The sequence below is a fragment of the Myxococcus sp. AS-1-15 genome (assembly GCF_020037055.1).
In the GTDB taxonomy this organism is placed as follows: domain Bacteria; phylum Myxococcota; class Myxococcia; order Myxococcales; family Myxococcaceae; genus Myxococcus; species Myxococcus fulvus.
This window is the reverse complement of sequence record NZ_JAIQDF010000013.1, coordinates 293,685-315,479: the sequence shown is the minus strand read 5'-3', so window position 1 is coordinate 315,479 and position 21,795 is coordinate 293,685. Positions and strand designations below refer to the sequence as shown.

The following is a 21,795-nucleotide window of genomic DNA, read 5'->3' as shown; positions in this document are numbered from 1 at the left end:
AAAACCGCACGTACGGTTTGAAAGGAGGCGGGTGGAAACGGGCCGCTGACCGGTACCGCGCCACCCATCTACCAATGAGCTCCGAGCACCGCACCGCGATTCTCGACGCCGCCACGGACAGCTTCTCCCGGCTCGGCTTCAAGAAGACCTCCATCGAGGACATCGCGAAGCGCGCGGGCATCGGCAAGGGGACCGTCTACCTCCACTTCGAGAGCAAGGAGGCCCTGCTCGGCGCCGTCATCGACCGCAACCGGGGCGAGGCGCTCGTCCACCTGGAGGCCGCGGTGCGCAGGGCGGCGACTCCGGAAGCGAAGCTGCGCACGTTCATCGAGGTGCGCGAGGCGCAGCTCACGCGCGTCACGCGGACGCTCTCGCTCCCTGAAACCGCGATGCTGGAGTTCATCCCCGTCGCCGAGCCCTTCCTCCGGGAGGACCGGGCGCGGGAGCTCGCGCTGCTGGAGTCCATCATCGTCGAGGGGAAGGCGCGGGGGGCCTTCGTCGTCCGCGAGCCCCGGAGCGTCGCGATGGGGCTGTTGGCCGGGCTCCACGGCATCACCGGAATGCTCCTCACGTCAGCGGAGGGCGCCCGTCAGCGTGCGGCGCTCTCGGAGATGCTCGAGCTGGTGCTTCGTGGGCTGACGATGCGGTCACCCGTTTCCGATGACACTTCATCGTGAGGGTGAGTGGGGCGGGGCACATCGAACTCCCGGACCTCGCGCGTTAGAGTCGCGCGGCTGTCCGTCCAAGCCGGGGGTACGCACATGAAGCCGTCGGGAGTCATGTTGGCGTTGTTCGTCGCGCTTTCGTTCATCGGATGTGGTGGGACGGAGCTGGAGCCCGGCTCCGCGGCGCCTTCGGAGGAGGGCGCGACGCATTCCCAGCTCGCCGTCTGTTCCGTGTCGTGTCCCGGGTCCACGTCCGTGTCGTGTTCGGGGACGACGTGCTCGGGCACGGACGGGCAGGGCGTCACGTGTGATGGGGTGTTCACGGCGTGCTCCCAGTCCACCTGCTCGGGGCTGCCCGCGTGCAGCCAGTATGCGAACCAGTCCTGCCTGCGCAGTCAGATTGGGACGCAGATGGCGTGCTGTAGTGGCAGTGGCTTCGCGGACGCGTTGCTGTGCTCGGCGTATTCGAGCTCGCCCACGGGCGCGCGGTGGCTCTACTTCTGAGGCCCTTGGGGTGAGCGTGCGCGGGAGCTTCGGGTCGTGACGTCGCGCCGCATGTGGCTCCCGCGGCAGGGGCGCGCGGTGGGAGTGGACTGGAGTGGCGCGGTCCACGCCCACCGGAAGGTCTGGGCCGCCACCGTGGAGTTCGAGGCGGGGCGGGCGAGGCTCGTGTCGCTCGTGCGCCCGTTCTCCTCCGGAGGCGCGCTCGTGGTGGCGGAGGGGCTGGGGCCCTGGTTGTCGTCCCACGGCGCCGACGTGGCCGGGCTCGACTTCTGCTTCAGCCTGGAGGCGAGCCAGCTCCAGCGCCTGGGGCTCCCCGTGACGGGCCCCTCGCGGTTGGGGGCCGCGGTGGCGAAGGTGCATGCCTCGGCTGAAGCGTTCAGGGACGCGGTGGGGCCGGAGAAGAAGCGCGTCACGGACGTGACGTGCTCGGCGCCGTTCGCGCCCACGAACCTGCGCATGTTCAGACAGACGTACTGGGGCCTGCGTGCGCTCGCGGGCTGGCGCGGGGCCGTTCCTCCGTGGAGCATGTACCCCGGGCCGGCGGTGGTGGAGGTGCTCCCCGCGGAGGTCGTCCGCTGGTTGGGATTGCCCAGGCCATACAAGGGCCGCGACTTCGCCGAGCGCCGCCGCGACCTCCTCCGATGCGTTCGTGCATCCACCGGGCTGGTCATCTCCACCCGCGACCAGCTCACCCTGGTCTCCGACGCGGATGGCGACGCGCTCGATTCGCTCTTCGCGGCGCTGTCGGCCGCGTCGGCCTGGGCCTCGGGGTTCAGTGGTGCTCCCGCCTCCGTGGTGCGCTCGGGAGAGGGGTGGATCTACCCGGTACAGGAGCGCCCCGGCCCATAGCGCCCCGAGGAGACGCGCGGCACTCGCAACCGACGAGGTCCTCCGTCCCCACGCCGCGAGGGGCGCTCCGGCTCGGAGCGCGCGCGCCGCAGCTCACCAGGGGGCGGCCTTGGTCTGTGCCAGGTCGGAGCGATGAGGACCTCGAGGCTCGGCGTGCCGCTCGCGGCAGGGCTTCTGTGGACGCCATGCTGGCACGAGCCGCTCGGCTTCATCAGCTCGGGGCGCGCAGCTTGCGCGTGGCCTGCAGCTCCGTGGGCGCGGCCTCCACTGGCGCCACCAACTGGGTGGGGACGAGCTCCACCGGAGCCACCCCGGGCGCGCGCGACTGGAGCGCCTCCACCTGCTCGGGCGTGGGGTCGCTCAAGTCCGCGAGCGCGCACTCATGCGCGTACTTCTCCACGAAGTCCTCGCGCAGCCACCGCGCCAGATTCACCGCAGGCAGCGCGGGCCTCAGCCCCTCCAGCGCCAGCTCCATCTGCCGCGCATCCTCGAAGCGCCGCGCGGGCATGGGGTGCAGCGCCCGGTCGACGATGGCCCGCAGCTTCCGGTTCACCTCGGCCGCCTCGGGCCCATCCCACAGCGCGCGCTGCTGGAGGCTCATGCCGATGCCCGGCAGCTCACCCCACAGCAGCTCATGCAGCACGCAGCCGAGCGCATACACATCCCCGGACACCGTCGCCGGGGCCCCCGCCCTCCGCTCGGGCGGCATGTACGCGACCTTGCCGATGACGTCGCCTTCCTGGGTGAGGTGGCTCAGCGCGGGCACGGACGCGGTGGACACGGACGACTCCTGCGGCGCGCCCAGCCCGTGCGCGATGCCGAAGTCCACCACCTTCACCACGCCGTCGAACGTCACCACCAGGTTGTCCGCGCTGATGTCCCGGTGGATGACGCCGCGCTCGTGCGCGTACGCGAGCCCCCGCAGCGCCTGCACGCAGATCTCCACCACGACCTCGAGCGGCACCACGCTCCCGCGCCGCACCTGCCGCGCGAGCTTCAGCGCATTCACGCCGCTCAGGTACTCCATGACGATGAACCACGCGCCGTCGACCTGTCCCAGGTCGTGCACGGAGACGATGTTCGGGTGATGCAGTCGCGCCGCGGTGCGCGCCTCACCGATGAAGCGCTGCAGCCGCACCGCGAGGTCCTCGCCCCCCTCGTCGACCATCCGCTTGAGCACCACCAGCCGGTGGAACCCCGCCCGCCCCGTGCGCACCGCGAGCCACACCTCGCCCATCCCGCCACGCCCCAACCGCGACAAGCGCCGATAGCGGTGGATGCCCGTGCCCAGGTCCGCGCCCCTCAGCGAGCGCGCGGTGAGGATGGCCAGCGCCGTCGTCGCCAGCATCAGGAAGGGAATCCCCACCAGCGTCGTCAAGGACGGCCCCTGCGTCCACCCCAGGTCCACCGCCAGCTCCCGCCCCAGGATGCCGAGCGCGCACAGCGCGGCGAACAGCACCGCCACCGCCATGGCCCCGCGCCGCTTGAGCGCCCGCAGCGCCTCCACCGCCCACGTCCCGCCCACCGTGAAGGCGAGCAACCAGAACATGGGCAACCCCAGGCTGGAGGTCGCCTGGCCCAGCTCCGCCGGCGTCATCCGCACGCTCGCGCTCGAAAGCACCGAGCCCAGCACGTCCACGATGCGCAGCGCGCCGAAGGCCACCGCCAGCGCCACCAACACCTTGCGCCAGGGCGTCAGCGGCAGGTCCAACAGCGCCCACAGCACCCGCAGCAGCGTGTAGGGCAGGGGGATGGCCATCAGCGCGCCCAACAGCAACCAGGGGCGCGTGTCGATGAACAGCCGCCCCGCCTCGTGGCTCGTCACGCCGGTGGAGAAGCTCAGCGCCGCGAAGCCCAGGAAGCTCGTGGCCAGCCACAGCTGCACCCGCTGGGAGCGCACCGCGCCCCACGTCGCCAGGTGCACCAGCGCGAGCACCAGGAAGGCGCCGGCCAATGCCAGATGCAACATCGTGTAGGGCGTCACGACGCGGGAGCCTAGTCCAGGCCTCCCGCTCCTCGCGAATTACGACTTGGACGGGGCTCAAACCAAGCCACCGGGGTGGTCGAGGACCCCCGTGGAAAGGCGCTACTTCTTGCCCGCGACCTTCGCGTACGTGCCCTTGAGGGCGACGCCGATGGCGAAGGTGCCGGCGTGGCACTCGATCTCGGTCGCGTGCTGCAGCTCGTTCTTCTTGTAGTAGCTGACGATGCCGACCACGGCGTTGGCGCCGCGCTTCTTGGCGCCCTCCTGGAGGGCGATGAGCGCGGAGAGGGTGGCCCACTTGCAGCCCTCCTCGTCGGACTTGTTGAGGCCGTTGGTCTTCTTGTTGGAGACGTCCTCGCCCATCTCCTTGACGATGTCGGGCGTCTTGGCGCCGGCCAGGTAGAAGCGCACCGTGCCGTCCAGCTTCTCCTGGGCCTGGGGCATGGCCAGGACTTCCTTGAGCGGAATCATGACCACGGTGTCGCGCGCCAGGGCCGGGGTGGAGACGGTGAGCGCGAGCAGCGACAGCAGCATTGCCTTCTTCATGGAGTTCTCCGTCACTGCCACCGGCGGAAGATCAACGAGGTGTTGATGCCACCGAAGGCGAAGTTGTTCGACATGACGACGTCGGCCTGGATCCTTCGGCCATTTCCCGTCACGTAGTCCAGCGGGGCGCAGCGGGGGTCCACCGACGCTTCATCCAGATGGAGCGTGGGGGCGAACCACTCCGAGCGCATCATCTCCACCGTCATCCACGCCTCCAGCGCGCCGCAGGCGCCCAGCGTGTGTCCCATGTAGCTCTTGAGGGACGAGATGGGCATCCGCTCGCCGAAGACCTGGTTCGTGGCCACGCTCTCCGCCACGTCGCCCGTGTCGGTGGCGGTGCCGTGCGCGTTGACGTAGGCCACCGCGCCCGGCTCCACGCCCGCGTCCTCCAGGGCCAGTCGCATCGCCAGGGCCATGGTCTCCGAGTGCGGCTGGGTGATGTGGCGCCCGTCGCTGTTGGTCCCGTAGCCGATGAGCTCCGCGTAGATGCGCGCGCCCCGGGCCCGGGCGTGCTCCAGCTCCTCCAGCACCAGCGTGCACGCGCCCTCGCCGAGCACCAGGCCGTCGCGCTGGGCGTGGAAGGGGCGGGGCGTCAGCTCCGGGGTGCCGTTGCTCTTCGTGCTGGTGGCGAACAGGGTGTCGAACACGGCGGCGCCGGTGGCATCCAGCTCCTCGGCGCCTCCGGCGAGCATGGCCACCTGCCGGCCCATCTTGATGGCCTCGTACGCGTAGCCGATGCCCTGGCTGCCGGACGTGCACGCGCTCGACGTGGTGATGATGCGCCCGGTGAGCCCGAAGAAGACGCCGATGTTGACGGCGGCCGTATGGGACATGGAGCGCACGTAGGACGTGGCGGTGATGCCCTCGGTGCTCTTGTTCATCAGCATCCGGCCGAAGTCGCCGATGCTCGGCGGCGAGCCGGTGGACGAGCCGTACGACACGCCCATCCTCCCGCTGGAGAGCAGCGCGTCGCCCAGGAGCCCCGCGTCGACGAGCGCCAGCTCACTGGCGCGCGTGGCCAGCAGCGCCACCCGGCCCATGCCGCGCATCGTCTTGCGCGAGTAGGTCTGCGGCGGCAGCTCGAACGGCGCGGTGGGCGCGCCCACCTGGGTGTTGAGCCCCTCGTACTGCTTCCAGTCCTCGATGACCTGCACGGCATTGCGCAGCGACCTGAGCCGGGCCTCCACCTGCGGCCAGTCATGGCCCAGGGGGCTCAGCGCGCCCACGCCCGTGACGACGACCCGCTTCATCCCAGCAGCCCTCCATTCACGGAGATGACCTGCCGCGTGACGTACGCGGCGTCCTCGCTCATCAGGAAGCTCACCGCGGCGGCGACCTCCTCGGGCCTGCCCAGCCGCTTCGCCGGAATCATCTTCAGCGCCTCCTCGACGACGTGCGGCTCCACCATCTCCGTGTCGATGAGGCCCGGCGCCACGCAATTCACCGTGATTCCACGGCTGGCCAGCTCCACCGCCAGCGCCTTCGTGGCGCCGATGATGCCCGCCTTCGCCGCGCTGTAGTTCACCTGGCCCCGGTTGCCCATGAGGCCGGACACCGAGGACAGCGTGACGATGCGCCCGGGCTTGCGCCTGCGCACCAGCGGCATGCTCAGCGGGTTGAGCACGTTGTAGAACGCGTCCAGGTTGGTGTGGATGACCGCGTCCCAGTCCTCCGCGGGCATGGCGGGGAAGGCGTTGTCCCGGGCGATGCCCGCGTTGCACACCACGCCGTAGTAGCAGCCGTGGGCCTCGATGTCCGCGAGCAGCACCTTCTCCGTGTCGGCGCGGTCGGCCACGTCGAAGCGCAGCACCCGCGACGCGCGGCCCAGCTCGCGCACGCCCGCGGCCACCGCCTCCGCCTCTTCCACCTTGGCGCGGCAGTGCACCACGACGTCGAAGCCGTCGCGCGCCAGCCGCAGGGCAATGGCGCGGCCGATGCCCCGGCTGGAGCCCGTCACCAGTACCGTCTTCTCACTCATCCTTGCCCACCTTCGTCAGGTCCACCGAGGCCGGCGGCTGGAACACCGTCAGCGCCGCGGTGGCCACCGTCTCCCCGCCCACGCCCAGGGTGCAGTCGAACTGGCTCATGCCCTCGTCCGTCCAGAATTGTCGGCGGACCTCGATGCGAAGGTGCTCGCCCACCTTGAACGACGGGCGGCTGCACTCGTACTTGCGCGTGCCCAGGAGGAAGCCCATCCGCTGGGGCTGTCCCTGCAGCCGCTGCCGCCAGCCGGCGTAGGCGGCGATGGCCTGGGCCATGAACTCGATGCCCACCCAGCCGCCCACCTCGCCCCCTTCCTGGAAGAGGCAGTCCTCGCGCAGCGTCACCTCGGCCACCAGGCCCTCCTCGTCGCCTTCCACCGCCCTGTCTATCAGCCGCATGCGGTCGGCGTGGGGGACAATCTCCGAGATGTCGAAGGCAATGGGCGTGCGCATCAGGCCGTCCCCAACAGAAGCGCGGCGTTGCTGCCGCCGAAGGCGAAGGAGTTGCTCAGGACATAGCGCGGCGGGCGCCCCAGCGCCGTTCCCGGCTTCACCAGCGCCAGCGCGGGCAGCTCCGGGTCCGCCTCGCCGTCCCACCAGTGGGGCGGAAGCCGCCCGTGGGCGTCGGTGAGCGTCAGCCAGCACAGGGCCGCCTCCAGCGCGCCCGCGGCCCCCAGCGTGTGCCCGGTGAGCGGCTTGGTGGAACTGCACGGCACGGCCTGCCCCAGGAGCGAGGCCACCGCGCGGCTCTCCATGGCGTCGTTCTGCGGCGTCGCCGTGCCGTGGAGGTTGACGTAGCCCACGTCGGCCGCCGTCACGCCCGCGCGCTCCATCGCCGTCCGCATGGCGACCAGGGCGCCCCGTCCCCCGGGCTCGGGCGCGGAGAGGTGGTGAGCGTCGGAGGACTCGCCCCAGCCCGCGAGCCGCACGGGCCCCGGCTCGCGCGTCATCAGGAACAGCGCCGCGCCTTCCCCGATGTTGATGCCCCGGCGGTGGACGCTCATCGGGTTGCACCGGGCCTCGCTCACCGAGTCGAGCGAGGCGAAGCCCGCCACGGTGAAGGCGCACAGCGCGTCCGCGCCGCCGGTGATGACCGCGTCGGCGATTCCCGAGCGCAGGAGCCGGGCCGCGGTGGCCAGGGACTTGGCGCTGGACGAGCACGCGGTGGAGATGACGAACGACGGCCCGTTCACCCCGAGCACGTGGTTGAGTGCCAGCGCGGGCGAGCCCAATTCCTGTTGTCGCACGTCGAAGTGCGCGGGCAGCTCGCCCGTGGCCTCGCGGACCTTGATGGCGGCCTCGCTCTCGCCGATGCCGGAGGTGCTGGTGCCCAGGACCACGGCCACGCGCTGGGGCCCGTAGCGCAGCAGGGCCTCATCCACGGCGGGACGCACCTGGGCGAGCGCGGTGAGCAGGAGCGCGTTGTTGCGGCTTCGCAGGTGCACCGGCAGCGCGTCCGTGGCCACGAGCGGCGAGGTGACCTGCCCCACGTGCAGCACGCGGGAGGCGAAGTCGGGGCTGGGGGCCACGCCCGTCGGCTGGGCGCCGAAGAGGGCCTGGGCCACCTCGGTGGTGCCATGGCCCAGGGCGCACACCACGCCGAGGTGGTTGAGGAAGACGGGCGGCGTCACGGGCTCACTCCTCCGTGGGTTGGGAGTCGATGGTCAGCCGGTAGTGTTCCGCCGCGTTGACCAGCTCCGCGCGGCCCTTCCAGCGGGGCTCTCCACCATAGCGCACCGACATCCACTCCTTGTCTCCATACCGCAGGACCCGCTGGCCCGGGCCGTCCTCAAGCGTCCATCCTGGCGGGAGCGCATCCCGCACCGCGGGGGCGGGCCAGTAGACCCACTGGATGTCGCGCAGCACCGTCCGAGCCTGGAACTGCTCGGGCACCCGCGCGTCCCGCTGCTCCTCCAGCCGCTCACCGTCCCACTCCATGGTGAAGACCCGCTGGCCCAGCGCGAAGCCGGCCAGGCGCAGCGCCGCCGGGTCGACCTCCAGCAGGGCCTCCAGCGAGCGCGGGCCGCCCGGGTCCAACTCGTGGGCGAAGCTCAGCCGCTGCGTCAGGCTGACGCTGGCGCCGAGCGAGGCCGGCGGCAGGGCGAGCGCGGGCAAGGCCACCTCCGGCGCGCCCCGGCGCGGGGCCGGGGTGACGCAGGAGGCGAGCCCCACCAGGGCGAGGGTGGCGCTCAGGCCGCGCACAGCTTCTCGAGCACGCCGAGCCGGCGCTTGCTGTCGGCCACGAAGGGGTTCTCCTTGTCCCACGCGTAGCCGGCGAGGATGGCGGAGATCATCTTGCGCACCTCGGGCGAGGCGTTGGGGTGGAAGATGACGTCCTGGAAGCCGCCCTGGTACCAGGACTCGACGAAGGTGCGGAACGTGTCCACGCCGCCCTTGAGGGGCACCGCGTAGTCGGCCTCCCAGTCGACCTTCTCACCCGCGAACTCCCGGGCGATGCACTTCGCCGCCAGGCTCGCGGACTTCACGGCGATGGTGACGCCCGAGGAGAAGACGGGGTCCAGGAACTCGCCCGCGTTGCCGAGCAGCGCGAAGCCGTTGCCCCACAGCGACTTCACGTTGGCCGCGTAGCCGGTGATGGCGCGCGCGGGCGTGTCCCAGACGGCGTCCTTCAGGAGGCCGGACAGCGAAGGGTCCTCGGCGACGATGGCCTTGAGCCGCTCGGTCTCCGTGCCCTTGAACTGCTCCAGGTACTCGCGCCTGGCCACCACGCCCAGCGAGCAGCGCCCGTTGGAGAAGGGGATGGTCCAGTACCAGACGTGCACGTGCTGGGGGTGCACGGTGATGCGGATCTTGCTGCGGTCGAACGTGCCCGGCGCGACGCGGTCCTCCACGTGCGTGAAGAGCGCGCCGCGCACCGGGAAGTTGGACGGCGTCTCCAGCGACAGGAGGCGGGGCAGCACGCGGCCGAAGCCGCTGGCGTCGAGCAGGAAGCGGGCCTGGACGCGGTAGGGCTCACCGTCGGGGCCGCGCGCCGTCAGCTCCGGCGTGGGGCCGGAGACGTCCACGGACTCCACGGTGTGGCGGAAGCGCAGCGTGGCGCCCATGCGCTCGGCGGCGAGCGCCAGCACGTGGTCGAAGTGTGCGCGCTGCACCTGGTACGTGGTGCCCCAGCCCTGGGAGAACTTCTCGCGGAAGTCGAAGTCGGTGTACTTGTCGCCGCGTACGAAGGACGCGCCGTTCTTGTACTGGAAGCCCGCCTCCACGACGTCGCGGAGCATCCCCGCTTCCTCGATGTACTGCATGCTCTGCGGCAACAGGCTCTCTCCGATGGAGAAGCGGGGGAATTCCTCGCGCTCCAGGATCAACACCTGACGGCCTTGTTTGCGCAGGATGCCCGCCGCCACTGAACCCGACGGACCCGCCCCGATGATGACGACTTCCGTTTTTTCGATCTTCACGACACGTCCTTGCCTGATGGCAGTCTGCAACAGGGCGTGAGCACCCAGATGGTGACTTCGCCCAACAACATGGTGAGTCCGAAGGAGCGCAGCGCCGGCGTGGCGGAGAGTCCCAGGAGTCCGAAGGAGAGCAGGGTGCTCACGCCCGCCAGCGCCACCGCGAGCCAGGCGGAGTTGTCCCCGGGGTGCTCCAGCATGAAGATGCCGTAGTCCACGCCCATGCCCAAAAGGAGCATGAAGCCGAGCACCGTGAAGAGCTGGAGCGGCTCGCCGACCCAGCCGAAGCAGGCCAGCGTCACCAGTGTCCCCAGCGCGGTGGGCACCCACGCCCGCCAGGCCTGTCGGCCGAAGCGCGCGACGAGCAGCAGCAGCACCGCGACGTAGCCCAGCACGATGAGCCCGCCCATGAGCCGGCGGTAGCGCTCCAGCAGGCTGGAGATCTCCCGCGTCTTGTCCACCCAGCGCACGCCCTCCAGCCCCTGTGCGGCATCGGCCACGCGCGGCAGCACGGACGGGTCATTGAGCCCGCGCAGCATGACGATGCTGAAGTGGCCGTCGCCCAGCTGGCCCAGCCACTGCTGGCGGATGGCCGCCGAGGCGGGGCTGGCCAACAGCCGCTCGGGGGTGAGCACGTCGTCGGCGAAGCGGGCGCGCGTGGGGGCCTCGCCCGTGGCCTCGGCCACCGCGGCCACCGCCTGCGCCTCCGCGCGCGCGCTCAGCTCCGCGTCCGCGCGCTGCCGCGCCATGCTGGGCAGCCAGTCCGACACCGCGCGGTAGCCCGAGAGCACCTTCTGCATGACGAGCGGGTCCAGCTTCGCCTTGAGCGCGGCCTCCCGCTCCAGTACCTGCTCCGCGTCGTCACCGCCCACCAGGAAGAACTGGGCGGGGCTGGGCAGGCCGAGCAGGCGCCCCAATTCGCGCTGGTCGGAGATGAGGTGCGCGGGCGCGTTCTGGAGCTGGCGCACGTCGTCGCGCGTGCCCAGCCGCCACAGGCCGCCGACGACGAACAGGCCGAGCACCGCCGTGCCCACCCACCACGCGGGCGTGTGCGTGAAGCGCGGCCAGCGCGACAGCGACGCGCCGAAGCGGGTGGCGAAGGACGTCACCGGCAGCTCACCCGTGTCCAGCAGGGGGAACCAGCACGCGACGGTGAGGAACGCGGCGACCAGGCCCGTGGCGGAGAAGAGCGCCATCTGCCGCAGGCCGGGGAAGGGCGCCACGCCCAGCGCCAGGTACGCCACCACGCTGGTGGCGAGCGCCAGCACCATGCCAGGCAGGAGGCCGCGCATCAGCGGCCAGCGCTCCGAGGGCGGCCTGCCCTGGCGCGCGGCGAAGTAGTGGAAGCCGTAGTCCTCCGCCACGCCCACCAGGCTGGAGCCGAACACCAGGGTGAGCAGGTGCACCCGCTCGAAGACCAGGGCCGTGACGCTCAGCGCCACGGCGCACCCGAGCGCCAGCGACACGCCGACCAGGACGATGGGCCGCACCGAGCGGAACGTGAGCCAGACGAGCAACAGCACCGCCGCGAGCGAGCCGATGCCGATGGTGGACATCTCCGAGCTGGCCTGGGACGCGGCAGCCTCCGCGTACAGCGGCACGCCCGCGGACACCATCCGGCTGCCGGGCACCTGGGCCTCCATGGTCGCGCGCGCTCGCGCCACCGCGGAGGTGATGTTCCCCTCGTCGCCCAGCGCGAAGGCGGACACCTGGCTGTGCCACGCGAGCAGCACCCACTCACGCCCCTCGCCCGACAACCACAGGCGTCCATCCCGCGGACGCGCGGTGCTCTCCGATGCGCGCGCCGCCCACCAGTCGGGCCACAGTCCCAGCGGGTCCGCCTCCCAGTCCGTCAGCTTGGGGCCCGCGGGCTGGTACAGCTTCATCAGCGCGGTGCCGCCCAGCTCCTCCGGGCTCGCCTTCGCCAGCCACTCGCGCTGCGAGGCGGTGAGCAGCCTGTCGCGATAGGGCCGGTACAGCTCCAGCGCCGTCTCCAGCGAGGACGCATCCAGCGCGGAGGCCTTCAGCGGCGAGTCCTCGCGCGACAGCTCCGCCTTGACGACGTCCGCCGCGCGCTGAGCGGACTCCCAGTCCGCCGCGCCCACCAGCATCACCAGCTCACGGCCGGCCTGGTCGGCGAGCTTGCGCGTGGCGGCGCCGACCTCGGGGGCCTGCTCGTCCTCGGGCAGCAGCGCCAGCACATCCGTGTCCAGGCGCGCCGAGCGCCAGAACCGGACCTGGTGCGCGCCCACGACGAGCACCACGAGCAGCCACAGGATGGCCCACTTATTTCGCAAGGCGTCCGGCTTCCGCGTCGCTGGGAGGAGGCGTCTGGCTCAGCTTGTCGAAGAGGATGACGCTCGAGTCGCCTCGGGCCTCCTCCAGTTGCACTCGCCGCACGTACTGGTCGCCCTCCAGGTGGATGCTCCGGAACACGCGCTGCAGGCCCGTGTCCGTGGGCGTGAGCGTCAGCTTCCAGCCCGCCGCGCCCACCAGCTCCCCCTCGACCTTGAAGCGCCTGGAGAGCGCCTTCACGTCGCCGGACAGCAGCGCGAACATCACCTCGTTCACCGCGGCGAGCCCCGGCTCCTTGCTCGCGTCCAGGTGGTACGCCGCCGCGCCCGTGCCCTGCTCGGCGCTCAGCGACTTGCGCGTCAGCGTGAGGGTGGAGGCGAAGGGCGCCTTCGTGTCCCACAGCACGCCCTGCTCGCGCGACAGGAGGAAGACCCCGCGCGACACCAGCGGCTTCTTGAAGCCGGAGACCGTCTTCTTCTGCTCGAAGTCGCCGCGCAGCAGCGGCACATCCACGAGCCGCTCGCGGACCTGGGACACGACGTCACGGGCGCTCGCCGCCGCTCCCCAGAGCAGCGCCACGAGCAGGAGCACGCGCTTCATTCGGGCTTCACCCCCAGCCGCTGCCAGAGCACCGGCGGACAGACGTACAGCATCTCCTTGGTGGCGATGGACACGGCGACCTGGATGGTGTGGGCCTGGTTCACCTTCTGGCCCGTGGCCGCGTCGCGCAGCACGTAGTCGATGCGCAGCCGGTTCTCCCACTCGGTGATTTCGGCGCGAATCCTGAGCGCCTTCCCGTACGTCGCCGAGCGCACGTACTTCAGCCGCATGTCCACCACGGGCCACGCGTAGCCGGACGCCAGCATCTGCGGGTAGTCGTAGTCGAACTTCGCCAGGAGCGCGCACCGCGCCAGCTCCAGGTACTTCACGTAGTGGCCATGCCAGACGACCTCCATCAGGTCGATGTCATGGAAGGGCGGCGTCAGCTCGATTTCGTGGCTGAGGTCAGGCTTCATAGAGCCTCCACTCACGGGCGCGGATGGCCCCCAGCAGCGCTTGCAGCTCACGGTCCAACGCGCGGTCCTCCACCACCAACGGGATTCGCTGCTCCAGCTCGGCCTGCATCGACGCCAGAGACGCCGTGAGATTCAAACCTTGAGCAACGCGTTGCCGCAGCGCGATTCCCTGACGCGCCGCGATGAGCATGGCGGCCACCACCTGCTCGGACAGCTCGAGGACGCGCAGGCAGTCGCGCGCGGCGATGGTGCCCATGCTCACCTTGTCCTGGTTGTGGCACTCGGTGGAGCGGGAGAAGACGGACGCGGGCATCGTCTGCTTGAGCGCCTCCGCCGTCCACGCGGACACGCTGATCTGCACCGCCTTGAGGCCGTGGTTGATGGCCGCGCGCGGGCCCGTGGCCCCGGAGAGGTTGGACGGCAGGCCGTGGTTGTAGCGGGTGTCCACCAGCAGCGCGAGCTGACGGTCCAAGAGGTCCGCCACGTTGGCCACCGCGTTCTTCAGCCCGTCCATGGCGAAGGCGATGTGGCCGCCGTAGAAGTGCCCGCCGTGCAGCACCCGCTCGCTGTCCGGGTCGATGAGCGGGTTGTCGTTGGCGCTGTTGAGCTCGTTCTCAATCTGCGCGCGGAAGAAGGGCAGGGCGTCCTCGAGCACGCCGATGACGTGGGGCGCGCAGCGCAGCGAGTAGCGGTCTTGCAGGCGCTGCTCGTTGCGGCTGGGGCGCTCGGTGGCCAGGTCCTGCCGCAGCCTCGCGGCCACGCGCTGCTGGCCCACGTGCGGCTTGACGGCGAACAGGGCCTCGTCGAAGTGGTGCGCGTTGCCGGCGCTCGCCACCACGTTGAAGGCCGTCAGCCGCGTGGCCAGCCGGCTCAGGTACTCCGCGCGCTCCCACGCGAGGCAGGCCAGGGCGGTCATCACCGCCGTGCCGTTCATGATGGCCAGCCCCTCCTTGGGGCGCAGCCTCAGGGGCACAAGCCCGTGCTTCGCCAGCACCTCGGCCGCGGGACGGCGCTCACCCCGGTGGAGGACTTCGCGCTCACCGCACAGCGCGGCGGCCACGTAGGACAGGGGCGTCAGGTCACCGCTGGCGCCCACCGAGCCCTCGGCCGGAATCAGCGGCAGGATGTCCAGGCGCAGGAACTGCTCCAACTGGTGGAGCAGCCCCAGGCCCACGCCGGACACGCCCTGCGACAGCGACGCCAGCCGGGCCGCGAGCACCGCGCGCGTCTCCTCGGGGGTGAGGAAGCGGCCCGCGCCGATGCCATGGTAGGCGTAGAGGTGGTGCGGCAGCTCGGCCACCAGCTCCGGGGGGATGGTGACGGTGCACGAGTCTCCGTACCCCGTCGTCACCCCGTAGATGTGCCCGTCCTCGGCCAAGAGCCGGTCCAGGAACTCCGCGCCCCGGGTGATGCGTCCCCGGAACTCCGCGGCGGTGCTCAGCTCGGCTTCGCGCTCGCGGCGCGACAGCGCGGACACGTCCTCGATGGCGAGCCGGCTCCCATCGAACCGGACCGCGCGCTCACTCTTGATTCCTGGCGGAGACATTCGCCTGATCCCAGAAGGGAAAGAAGTTGAACCAATCGAACGGTGAGCGCTTCAAGAGCGCCGTCACCTGTCCGGCATAACGCCTGGCGTGCTCCGTCAGCGCGGGCACGCGCCTGCCTCTGGGCAGCTCGACCTTCTCCGCCAGGCACTCGAAGTGGATGGTGTAGCCGCCGTTCTCGTGGATGCAGCCCAAGAGGTACAGCGGGCACTTGAACAGCGAGGCCAGCACGTACGGCCCCACGGGGAAGGCGGCCGGGTGCCCCAGGAACTCCACGTCCACCGTCTGGCTGGCGTTCACCGGCACGCGGTCCCCGGCAATCACCACGAACTCGCCCGCCGCCACGTACTTCTCCAGCGCGACGGCGGTGCCCGGCCCCATGTCCGTGACCTCCACCAGCTGGAACATGCTGTCGGGGTTGAGCCGCTTGAGCAGCCGGTTGAACTGCTCGGCGTGGCGGGTGTGCACCAGGATGTGGAGCTTCACCTCGCCGCGCTTCTCCGCCATGGCCCGGCACAGCTCCAGGCAGCCCATGTGCGCGGTGACGATGATGCCGCCCTTGCCCTGCTTCACGACCTCGTAGAACTGCTCGCGCCCCTCGGTGCGGACCTGCTCGAAGCGGTAGCGGCCGCTGACGGCGAGCAGCTTGTCGAGCATCGTCTCCGCGAAGGTCACCAGGTGCTTGAGGCTGTCCTTCCGGCCCGGGGTGTGGCCGATGGCGCCCGTGGCCGCCTGGACGCGCGTGAGGTACTGCAGCGACGCGTCGCGGACCACGGGGCGCGACAGCCAGTGGACGAACACGACGGGGTACAGGCACAGGCGGAACGGCCAGCGGCCCAGGAGCCGGTGGACCCAGTACAGGAGCCAGATGCCGAGCACGAACGTGCTCTCTCCCATCTCCGCCCAGTGCCGCGCCCTCATGAGGAGACCTTCCTCCAGAGGAGCAGCGGCAGCCGCGCCAGCATCCCGAAGAACAGCTTCGCGTGCATGCCGGAGATGCGCACGTTGTCCCAGAGCACGTCGAAGTGGGAGATGCCGTCGGTGGGGTAGCGCACGCGGGTGGGCTGGTTGAGGATGCCCATCCCCCGCCAGTACAGCCGCACCAGCACCTCCACGTCGAAGTCCATCCGCTTGCCGATGCGCACCTGTTCGATGAGCGCCACGGTGGGCGCCAGCGGATAGACGCGGAAGCCGCACATCGAGTCGCGGATGGCCAGGGACAGCGTGTTGATCCACACCCAGATGTGCGTGGCGTAGCGGCCGTACAGCCGGCCCTTGGGCACCGACTCGTCGTACACGGGCGTGCCGCAGACGAGCTTGTCGGGCGCGCCCTTCGCCAGCTCCAGGAAGCGCGGGATGTCGCCGGTGTCGTGCTGACCGTCGGCGTCGATCTGCAGCGCGTGGCTGTAGCCCGCGGCCTGGGCCGCCTTGAGGCCCGCCATCATCGCGCCGCCCTTGCCCTCGTTCTGGGGCAGGCGCACCACGGAGACACCGGACGTGTCGCTTGCCGCGAGCGAGTCCAGCACCCGCGCGCAGCCCGGCTCGCTGCCGTCGTCCACCAGCACGCACGGCAGCCCATGCGAGCGCACGGCGTGCACCACCGCGCCCACGGCCTCGCCGTGGTTGTAGACGGGAATCACCGCGCAGACCTTCATCCGTGGACCTCGGTGAACAGGATGCGGCCGCTCCCGTGGGTGCCGGCCTCGGAGGTGTACTTGAAGTGGAGGCTGCCCTTGGCCGCGCTCCACGTCAGCTCCAGCGTCACCTGCGTCCCGGGGACGATGAGCTGCTGGAACTTCACCACCTCCATGCGCAGGAAGTGGGGCGGCAGCGTGAACAGCTCGCGGGCGAACTGGATGGCCCATTCAATCTGCGCCACGCCGGGCAGGATGGCCTTCTGGGGGAAGTGGCCCTTGAACTGGGGCAGGCTCGCCGGCGTCTCCAGGCTCAGCACGGCCTTCTCCGGACCCTGCTCGAGCACGCGCAGGGGCGGCCTGCGGGAGTCGAAGAGGGCGGTGAGTGCCGCCTCGGTGGATTTGCCCTGGCTGTTGACTGGCATCGCCTCCAGATACCGGAATCGACGCGGAAGGACAGCAGGCTCGAAGCCGTGGGCCAGCTGTTCCCGCAGGGCCTGGTTCAGCGAGCGCTTGCCCTGTTCCGTGAGGAGCCTCCCGCCAGCGGCCGTGGGCACCGCCACCACCGCGAGCGTCACCCGCAGGCCCTCTTGCAGCGGCACCACGCGCGCCTCGGTGAGGAGCCCGCCCGCCACGAGCGTTCGCTCCATGGCGCTCAGCGACACGCGCTTCTCCTCGAGCTTGAGCAGGCGGTCCTTGCGCCCCAGCAGCTCGAAGCCCTCCGGCAGGAGCCGCGCCCGGTCCTCGGTCTGGAACCAGCTGTCCTCAGGCAGGTGCGGGGAGCGGACCGCGAGCGCGTCGTCCTCCAGGCGGACCTCCAGGCCCGGCATCAGCGTCCATCCCGCGTCGTCCTCGCGCGAGCGCTGTCGCCACGCGATGCCGCCCGTCTCCGAGCTGCCGTAGACCTCCACCGGCGCCTGCCCCAGGAGCGTCCGGCACGCGTGCAGCGCCTCGGTGGGCAGCGGCCCTCCGGACGAGTACACCGCGCGAAGGCTCCCGCGCGCGCGCTCCCACGCCAGCGTCCCGGGCAGCCGCTTGAGGTGGGCGGGGCTGGCCACGAGCACGGCCGGGCCCTTCGTCAGCTCCGCGAGCAGCTCCTCCGGATACGGCAGGCTCCGCGCGAGGAAGGGCCGGCCCGCCGTCAGCGGCCAGAGCACCCGGAACAAGAGCCCGTAGATGTGCTGATGCGAGACGGTGGCGAGCACGCGGGCGTCGCCGACGCGCGCGTCGAACAGGCGGCCCAGCGTGTGGACCTCGCGCGTGAGCTGGCCCAGGTGCTTGTCGATGGCCGCGGGCTCGCCGCTGGAGCCGGAGGTGTAGACCACCAGCGAGCGCGCCCCCGAGGACAGCGGCCTCCAGTCGGAGCGCCGGGCCTCCTCGGGCACGAGCGGGGAGAGCGAGGCGGGGACCTGTCCGGCGAAGCCCTCCACCTCGCGCGCGAGCCGCTCCAGCGTGGCGGGCTGGACGTCGGACGGCAGGTAGACACACTTCCCCGCGTGCCAGGCGCCCAGGAGCGCGGCGGCGAACTCGTACGTGTCCTCGAAGTACAGCGCCAGGCGCCGACCTTCGCGCCGCTCGAAGGCCGCGCGCCAGCCGGCGGCCCGGGCCTGGAAGGCCGCGAACCCCAGCACGTGCCCGTCCCGCAGCGCCACCGGGAAGTCGGAGGGGCGGCCGTGGGTGAGGAGCTCTTCGAGGGCGACGCTCTCAGCCATGGACGTGGCCCGCCCTCACGCGTCGGCGCACCAGCCACTCGCCGGCGAAGAGCAGCCCCATCAGGCCGTAGGAGATGAGCCCGTTGTACAGCGCCCACGTGGCGTCGCTCGCCCACAGGGCCGTGGCGAGCGCGATGCCGCCGTTGACGACGAAGAAGCCGCACCACACCTGCGTCACCCGCCGCGTGTAGGCCACGCCCGACGCCGGGAGCTGGGGCTCGCGCAGCCGCGCCAGCCGCTCGATGACGGTGGGCGGATACACCAGACTGGTGGCGAAGACGGCGAGCAGCATCGAGTTCACGAGCACCGGATAGAGCTTCAGCGGCAGGGCGTGGTTGCCCAGCATGCTGGTGCCCGCGAGCACGAGCGCGAGCGCGGCGGTGACGAGCCACACGCGCTCCTTCGTGGCCACGGCGCGCAGGACGGCCATGACCACCAGGGGTATCGCCATCCAGCGAGGCTCGAACCGGCCCAGCCCGCTGTACATCAACAGCGGGTACGCGAGGCTCAGCACGCCGAGCAGCGCTGGACGCAGGTGCTTCACGCCGCCACGGATTCGTCGAGCAGGCTGTGCAGCGCGTCGACGACGTCCTGGATGGTGCGGACCGACTTGAAGACCTCCGGCGAGATGCGCTTGCCCGTCACGGGCTTGAGCTTCACCAGCAGGTCCACCGCGTCGATGCTGTCGATGTCCAGGTCGTCCCGGAGGCGGGCCTCGGGGGTGATTCGCGCCGGGTCGATGTCGAAGGTGTCCTGCAGGAGCGTGCGCAGGTTCTCGAAGAGCTGGTTCTTGGTCATGTGGTGCATAAGGGCCCCCTCGAATGAATGGTGGATGCTCAGGACTTGCGGTGGGCGCTCACGAAGGTCGCGAGGGCGCGCACGCTGGCGAAGTGACGACGGTTCTCCTGGGAATCGCTCGCCAGGGCGACGCCATAGGTCTTCTGCAGCGCCAGGCCGAGCTCCAGGGCATCGATGGAGTCCAGCCCCAGGCCCTCGACGAACAGCGGCGCACCCGGGTCGATGTCCTCGGGTTTGACGTCCTCGAGATTCAAGGTCTCGATGACCAGCTTCTTTATCTCCTGCTCAAGCACCTGCATGACGTTGTGTCTCCGTGGAGAAGTAGTCGTGCAATCTCTCGGTGAGATGGCGGGCCGCGAGCGCCTCTCCGTGCGCTTCGTCGACCATGGACGCGACCTGGAGGTCGTCCTGGACCACGATGGTGAAGTTCATCTTCGAGGGGGGCACGCGCCACCAGGGCAGGCCCTTGGTGAGGCTCAGCGGCTGGCAGCGGATGGTGACGGGGGTGATGTCACAGGGCCCGCGCACCGCGATGTTGGCCGCGCCGCGCTGCAGCTTCATGGGCCCCGTCACCGGCGTGCGGGTGCCCTCGGGGAAGATGATGAGGTTGTTGCCCGCCTTCACGGACGCGATGCACGCCTTGACCAGCTCCGGGCCGGAGTCGTTGCACAGGTAGCCGGTGGCCTCCACGGGCCCCCGGGTGAAGGGGTTGTTGGCCAGGCTCGCCTTCACCACGCAGTCCGCGTTGGGCACCAGCGAGATGAGGAACACCACGTCGATGAGCGTGGGGTGGTTGGCGAGGATGAGCAGGCCGGGGCGCGCGAGCTTCTCCACGCCCTCGATGCGGTAGGCCAGCACGCCCACCACGCGCATCAGCTCGATGAAGAAGCGGAACGCGTGGTGCACCGCCAGCCGGGCCAGCCGCGTGCGCCGGGGCCGGTCGCGCACCAGCAGCGACAGCAGCGGGAAGAAGAAGATGCGCAGGGCCAGCCCGCCCAGCCCGAAGGTGGCGAAGCAGAAGCCCGTGGCGAACACGCGCCAGTAGTAGTTGAGGCGCTCAGACATCGCGTTCCCACCGCCACAGGCGCGAGCCCAGGACCCGCTCCAGGCGCGCGTCGCCCAGGACGAGGAAGCGCAGCACGGACAGCTCCTCCGGGAGCCCCTCCGGCGTCGGCGCGGGATGGACACCCTCCGCGGCGCCGCAGGACAGCCGGAAGCGCGGGCCGTCGCCCGCGGGCCTCACGCTGCAGGCCCAGGCGTGCGCCAGGGACGTCTGCTCCGGGAAGTGCTGGAAGGGCGCGGGGCGGGGCTCGTCGTAGACGATGACGACGACCTCCGGAGCGCCCTCGCCGAGCAGCCCGCACGCCTCCACGAAGGCGGCCTCCACCGTCTCCGCGCCCGCGGCCACCGCGCTCTGCGCCGTCAAATCCCCCCGGGCGATGGAGTACAGCCCGCCGATGGCGTTGTGCACCGACAGGCTGAAGGACGTGGGCGACAGCGGGGTGGACCTCGCGAGCTGCTCCAGCAGGTCCACCGAGCGGCCCATGTCCCCATGGCGGGACGCGAACACCAGGGGACACGCGGGGGCGTCCGCCTGGCACGTGTACGCCGCCTGGAGCGCGATGCGGCCCAGCCTGTCCACCCGACGGCGCATCATCGGCGGCATCTCCGTCAGGGGAGGCGTTCCCTCGGACGGGAGTGGATGGGGCTTGGAGAGCCAGGACCTCCAGGCGTCTTGCCCGAAAAGCCCAGGAGCCCACGCGGCCCAGTGGTGGACGGAAAAAACCATGATGGCGGGGAAGAAAGGCGGGTGCTGCCTGCGGCGGTCCTCTACCAAAGCATCATATACGAGACAATTGGCTCCGATGGGGCGTTGCCTCCGAGGACGAGACAGGGCACCCGCGCATTCACTCGCTCATGCTACGCCGCGCCCGCACCGGGCCGAGAGGGGTGGGGCGGATGGCGCGCTCGCATGGCCGGTGGGGAGGTGGCCGCCGCCCGCCCACGGGTCGACTCCGCGTCGAGGGCCCTGGGCCACGAGCGCGCGAGCGTGCCGTCCGGAATGGTGACGCCCCGTGCGCCGCCTCCAGACCCTGGGTGGTAGAGGGTAGGAGAGACCTCGTGGTTTCCCATGGTGTGATGACGACCCGGATCACCGAGGGACTGCGCAAGCGGCCGGACCCCGTGATTTCCGCCAGGGAGGAATCGACGCCGCGGGCCCCGCGCTTTCGAAGAAACCGGGCGGAGCGCGTTGGCGCGAAGCGTGCGCCGGGCCGGGATGACACGCGGGGCAATGACATACGGCGGCGGTCCGCTCCTCCCGGGCGACGGAGGCGGTCCCCGCGCGCCCCGCATGCGCAACTGTCCCGCAGTCAGGTGTCACGCGTCGGAGCGTGGCCGTCCCTTCGGGGCTCGTTGCCGCGATGCATGACCGGAGGCAGCTTGGCCGCTCCCTCGACAGCCCGCTGTGGGCCGCACGGGCCCCGGGCAGGAGCGTCACACCATGTTCCAGGTCCTCGCAGGCATCCTCGCCGCGGCGGGTGTCGCCGGTTCACAACCCGTCCCCGAGGCGCCTCCCGACGCCGCCGCGGAGCTGGCGCGGGCCTGCACCACGCTGACGGCGCCCGGGAACCGCCGGGCGAACGTCTGCAAGACGTGGACGGCGATGGGTGGTGGCGTCTATCGGGGCACGTGGTCCACCAGCAGCCACGCCAGTGGCACCCGGCTCCAGTTCTATGCGGACGGCTACGTCTTCAACGCGGCCTGGAGCGGCGAGTACTCGGGCGTCCAGCGCTTCCTGCTGCGGCTGTGCAACACGAGCACGGGGCGCTGCTCCGCGTGGTGGTAGCC

24 protein-coding genes are annotated in these 21,795 nt (G+C 70.9%); 4 read left to right on the top strand and 20 right to left on the bottom strand.

Translation table 11 applies throughout. The features are described 5' to 3' along the window. The 3 genes from K8625_RS31235 to K8625_RS31225 form a co-directional block, all read left to right on the top strand. A partial coding sequence (locus K8625_RS31235) for a TetR/AcrR family transcriptional regulator (protein WP_223784763.1) occupies positions 1–677 on the top strand: 677 nt, incomplete at its 5' end. Positions 678–761: 84 nt separating this feature from the next. Next, complete coding sequence (locus K8625_RS31230; protein WP_223750187.1) at positions 762–1,169, top strand: hypothetical protein; 408 nt, start codon at positions 762–764, stop codon at positions 1,167–1,169. Between the two features lie 36 nt (positions 1,170–1,205). Continuing rightward, positions 1,206–2,018 carry a DUF429 domain-containing protein gene (locus K8625_RS31225; RefSeq protein ID WP_223784762.1) on the top strand — a complete coding sequence of 271 codons (813 nt, stop codon included), beginning with the start codon at positions 1,206–1,208 and terminating at the stop codon, positions 2,016–2,018. Between the two features lie 211 nt (positions 2,019–2,229). On the opposite strand, the gene K8625_RS31220 is transcribed toward K8625_RS31225, so the two are convergent. The 20 genes from K8625_RS31220 to K8625_RS31125 all read right to left on the bottom strand — a co-directional run bounded on the left by K8625_RS31220 (position 2,230) and on the right by K8625_RS31125 (position 20,734). Continuing rightward, positions 2,230–4,002, bottom strand: coding sequence for a serine/threonine-protein kinase (locus tag K8625_RS31220; RefSeq protein WP_223750185.1), 1,773 nt, complete (start codon positions 4,000–4,002; stop codon positions 2,230–2,232). A gap of 102 nt (positions 4,003–4,104) precedes the next feature. Then, positions 4,105–4,548, bottom strand: a complete 444-nt coding sequence (locus K8625_RS31215) for an excinuclease ATPase subunit (RefSeq protein ID WP_223750184.1) — start codon at positions 4,546–4,548, stop codon at positions 4,105–4,107. Between the two features lie 11 nt (positions 4,549–4,559). Next, on the bottom strand, positions 4,560–5,798 hold the full coding sequence (locus tag K8625_RS31210) for a beta-ketoacyl-ACP synthase (RefSeq protein ID WP_141325835.1): 1,239 nt from the start codon (positions 5,796–5,798) through the stop codon (positions 4,560–4,562). Continuing rightward, the gene (gene fabG / locus K8625_RS31205) at positions 5,795–6,526 is read right to left on the bottom strand and encodes a 3-oxoacyl-ACP reductase FabG (RefSeq protein WP_223750183.1); all 732 of its coding nucleotides are present in this window, start codon (positions 6,524–6,526) and stop codon (positions 5,795–5,797) included. The genes K8625_RS31210 and fabG overlap by 4 nt, the downstream gene beginning before the upstream one ends. Beyond that, entirely contained in the window at positions 6,519–6,983 is a 465-nt protein-coding gene (locus K8625_RS31200) for a 3-hydroxylacyl-ACP dehydratase (RefSeq protein ID WP_141325833.1), read from the bottom strand. The genes fabG and K8625_RS31200 overlap by 8 nt, the downstream gene beginning before the upstream one ends. Then, complete coding sequence (locus K8625_RS31195; protein WP_223784761.1) at positions 6,983–8,161, bottom strand: beta-ketoacyl-ACP synthase; 1,179 nt, start codon at positions 8,159–8,161, stop codon at positions 6,983–6,985. Before K8625_RS31195 ends, K8625_RS31200 begins: the two co-directional genes overlap by 1 nt. A 4-nt stretch (positions 8,162–8,165) precedes the next feature. Next, entirely contained in the window at positions 8,166–8,732 is a 567-nt protein-coding gene (locus K8625_RS31190; RefSeq protein ID WP_223750181.1) for a DUF3261 domain-containing protein, read from the bottom strand. Next, the gene (locus K8625_RS31185; protein WP_223784760.1) at positions 8,720–9,949 is read right to left on the bottom strand and encodes an NAD(P)/FAD-dependent oxidoreductase; all 1,230 of its coding nucleotides are present in this window, start codon (positions 9,947–9,949) and stop codon (positions 8,720–8,722) included. Before K8625_RS31185 ends, K8625_RS31190 begins: the two co-directional genes overlap by 13 nt. Then, complete coding sequence (locus K8625_RS31180; RefSeq protein ID WP_223784759.1) at positions 9,946–12,243, bottom strand: MMPL family transporter; 2,298 nt, start codon at positions 12,241–12,243, stop codon at positions 9,946–9,948. The genes K8625_RS31185 and K8625_RS31180 overlap by 4 nt, the downstream gene beginning before the upstream one ends. Then, on the bottom strand, positions 12,233–12,841 hold the full coding sequence (locus K8625_RS31175) for an outer membrane lipoprotein carrier protein LolA (RefSeq protein ID WP_223784758.1): 609 nt from the start codon (positions 12,839–12,841) through the stop codon (positions 12,233–12,235). The genes K8625_RS31180 and K8625_RS31175 overlap by 11 nt, the downstream gene beginning before the upstream one ends. Then, positions 12,838–13,257: a thioesterase family protein gene (locus tag K8625_RS31170; protein WP_046713096.1), complete on the bottom strand. Its 420-nt coding sequence runs from the start codon at positions 13,255–13,257 to the stop codon at positions 12,838–12,840. The genes K8625_RS31175 and K8625_RS31170 overlap by 4 nt, the downstream gene beginning before the upstream one ends. Next, on the bottom strand, positions 13,247–14,803 hold the full coding sequence (gene hutH / locus K8625_RS31165) for a histidine ammonia-lyase (RefSeq protein ID WP_223784757.1): 1,557 nt from the start codon (positions 14,801–14,803) through the stop codon (positions 13,247–13,249). Before hutH ends, K8625_RS31170 begins: the two co-directional genes overlap by 11 nt. Continuing rightward, positions 14,778–15,722, bottom strand: coding sequence for an acyltransferase (locus tag K8625_RS31160; protein ID WP_223750176.1), 945 nt, complete (start codon positions 15,720–15,722; stop codon positions 14,778–14,780). The genes hutH and K8625_RS31160 overlap by 26 nt, the downstream gene beginning before the upstream one ends. Continuing rightward, positions 15,719–16,456, bottom strand: coding sequence for a glycosyltransferase family 2 protein (locus tag K8625_RS31155; RefSeq protein ID WP_223784756.1), 738 nt, complete (start codon positions 16,454–16,456; stop codon positions 15,719–15,721). The genes K8625_RS31160 and K8625_RS31155 overlap by 4 nt, the downstream gene beginning before the upstream one ends. Then, complete coding sequence (locus tag K8625_RS31150) at positions 16,453–18,147, bottom strand: AMP-binding protein (RefSeq protein WP_223784755.1); 1,695 nt, start codon at positions 18,145–18,147, stop codon at positions 16,453–16,455. Before K8625_RS31150 ends, K8625_RS31155 begins: the two co-directional genes overlap by 4 nt. Beyond that, the gene (locus tag K8625_RS31145) at positions 18,140–18,691 is read right to left on the bottom strand and encodes a hypothetical protein (RefSeq protein ID WP_223750173.1); all 552 of its coding nucleotides are present in this window, start codon (positions 18,689–18,691) and stop codon (positions 18,140–18,142) included. The genes K8625_RS31150 and K8625_RS31145 overlap by 8 nt, the downstream gene beginning before the upstream one ends. After that, the gene (locus K8625_RS31140) at positions 18,688–18,954 is read right to left on the bottom strand and encodes an acyl carrier protein (protein ID WP_223750172.1); all 267 of its coding nucleotides are present in this window, start codon (positions 18,952–18,954) and stop codon (positions 18,688–18,690) included. The genes K8625_RS31145 and K8625_RS31140 overlap by 4 nt, the downstream gene beginning before the upstream one ends. A 29-nt stretch (positions 18,955–18,983) precedes the next feature. Next, complete coding sequence (locus K8625_RS31135) at positions 18,984–19,244, bottom strand: phosphopantetheine-binding protein (RefSeq protein ID WP_046713101.1); 261 nt, start codon at positions 19,242–19,244, stop codon at positions 18,984–18,986. After that, on the bottom strand, positions 19,231–20,010 hold the full coding sequence (locus K8625_RS31130; RefSeq protein WP_223784754.1) for a 1-acyl-sn-glycerol-3-phosphate acyltransferase: 780 nt from the start codon (positions 20,008–20,010) through the stop codon (positions 19,231–19,233). The genes K8625_RS31135 and K8625_RS31130 overlap by 14 nt, the downstream gene beginning before the upstream one ends. Further along, positions 20,003–20,734, bottom strand: coding sequence for a beta-ketoacyl synthase chain length factor (locus K8625_RS31125; protein WP_223784753.1), 732 nt, complete (start codon positions 20,732–20,734; stop codon positions 20,003–20,005). Before K8625_RS31125 ends, K8625_RS31130 begins: the two co-directional genes overlap by 8 nt. A 714-nt stretch (positions 20,735–21,448) precedes the next feature. On the opposite strand from K8625_RS31125, the gene K8625_RS31120 reads away from it, so the two are divergent. Continuing rightward, a complete protein-coding gene (locus K8625_RS31120; RefSeq protein WP_223784752.1) occupies positions 21,449–21,793 on the top strand; it encodes a hypothetical protein in 345 nt (114 codons plus the stop codon). Positions 21,794–21,795 lie beyond the last annotated feature (2 nt).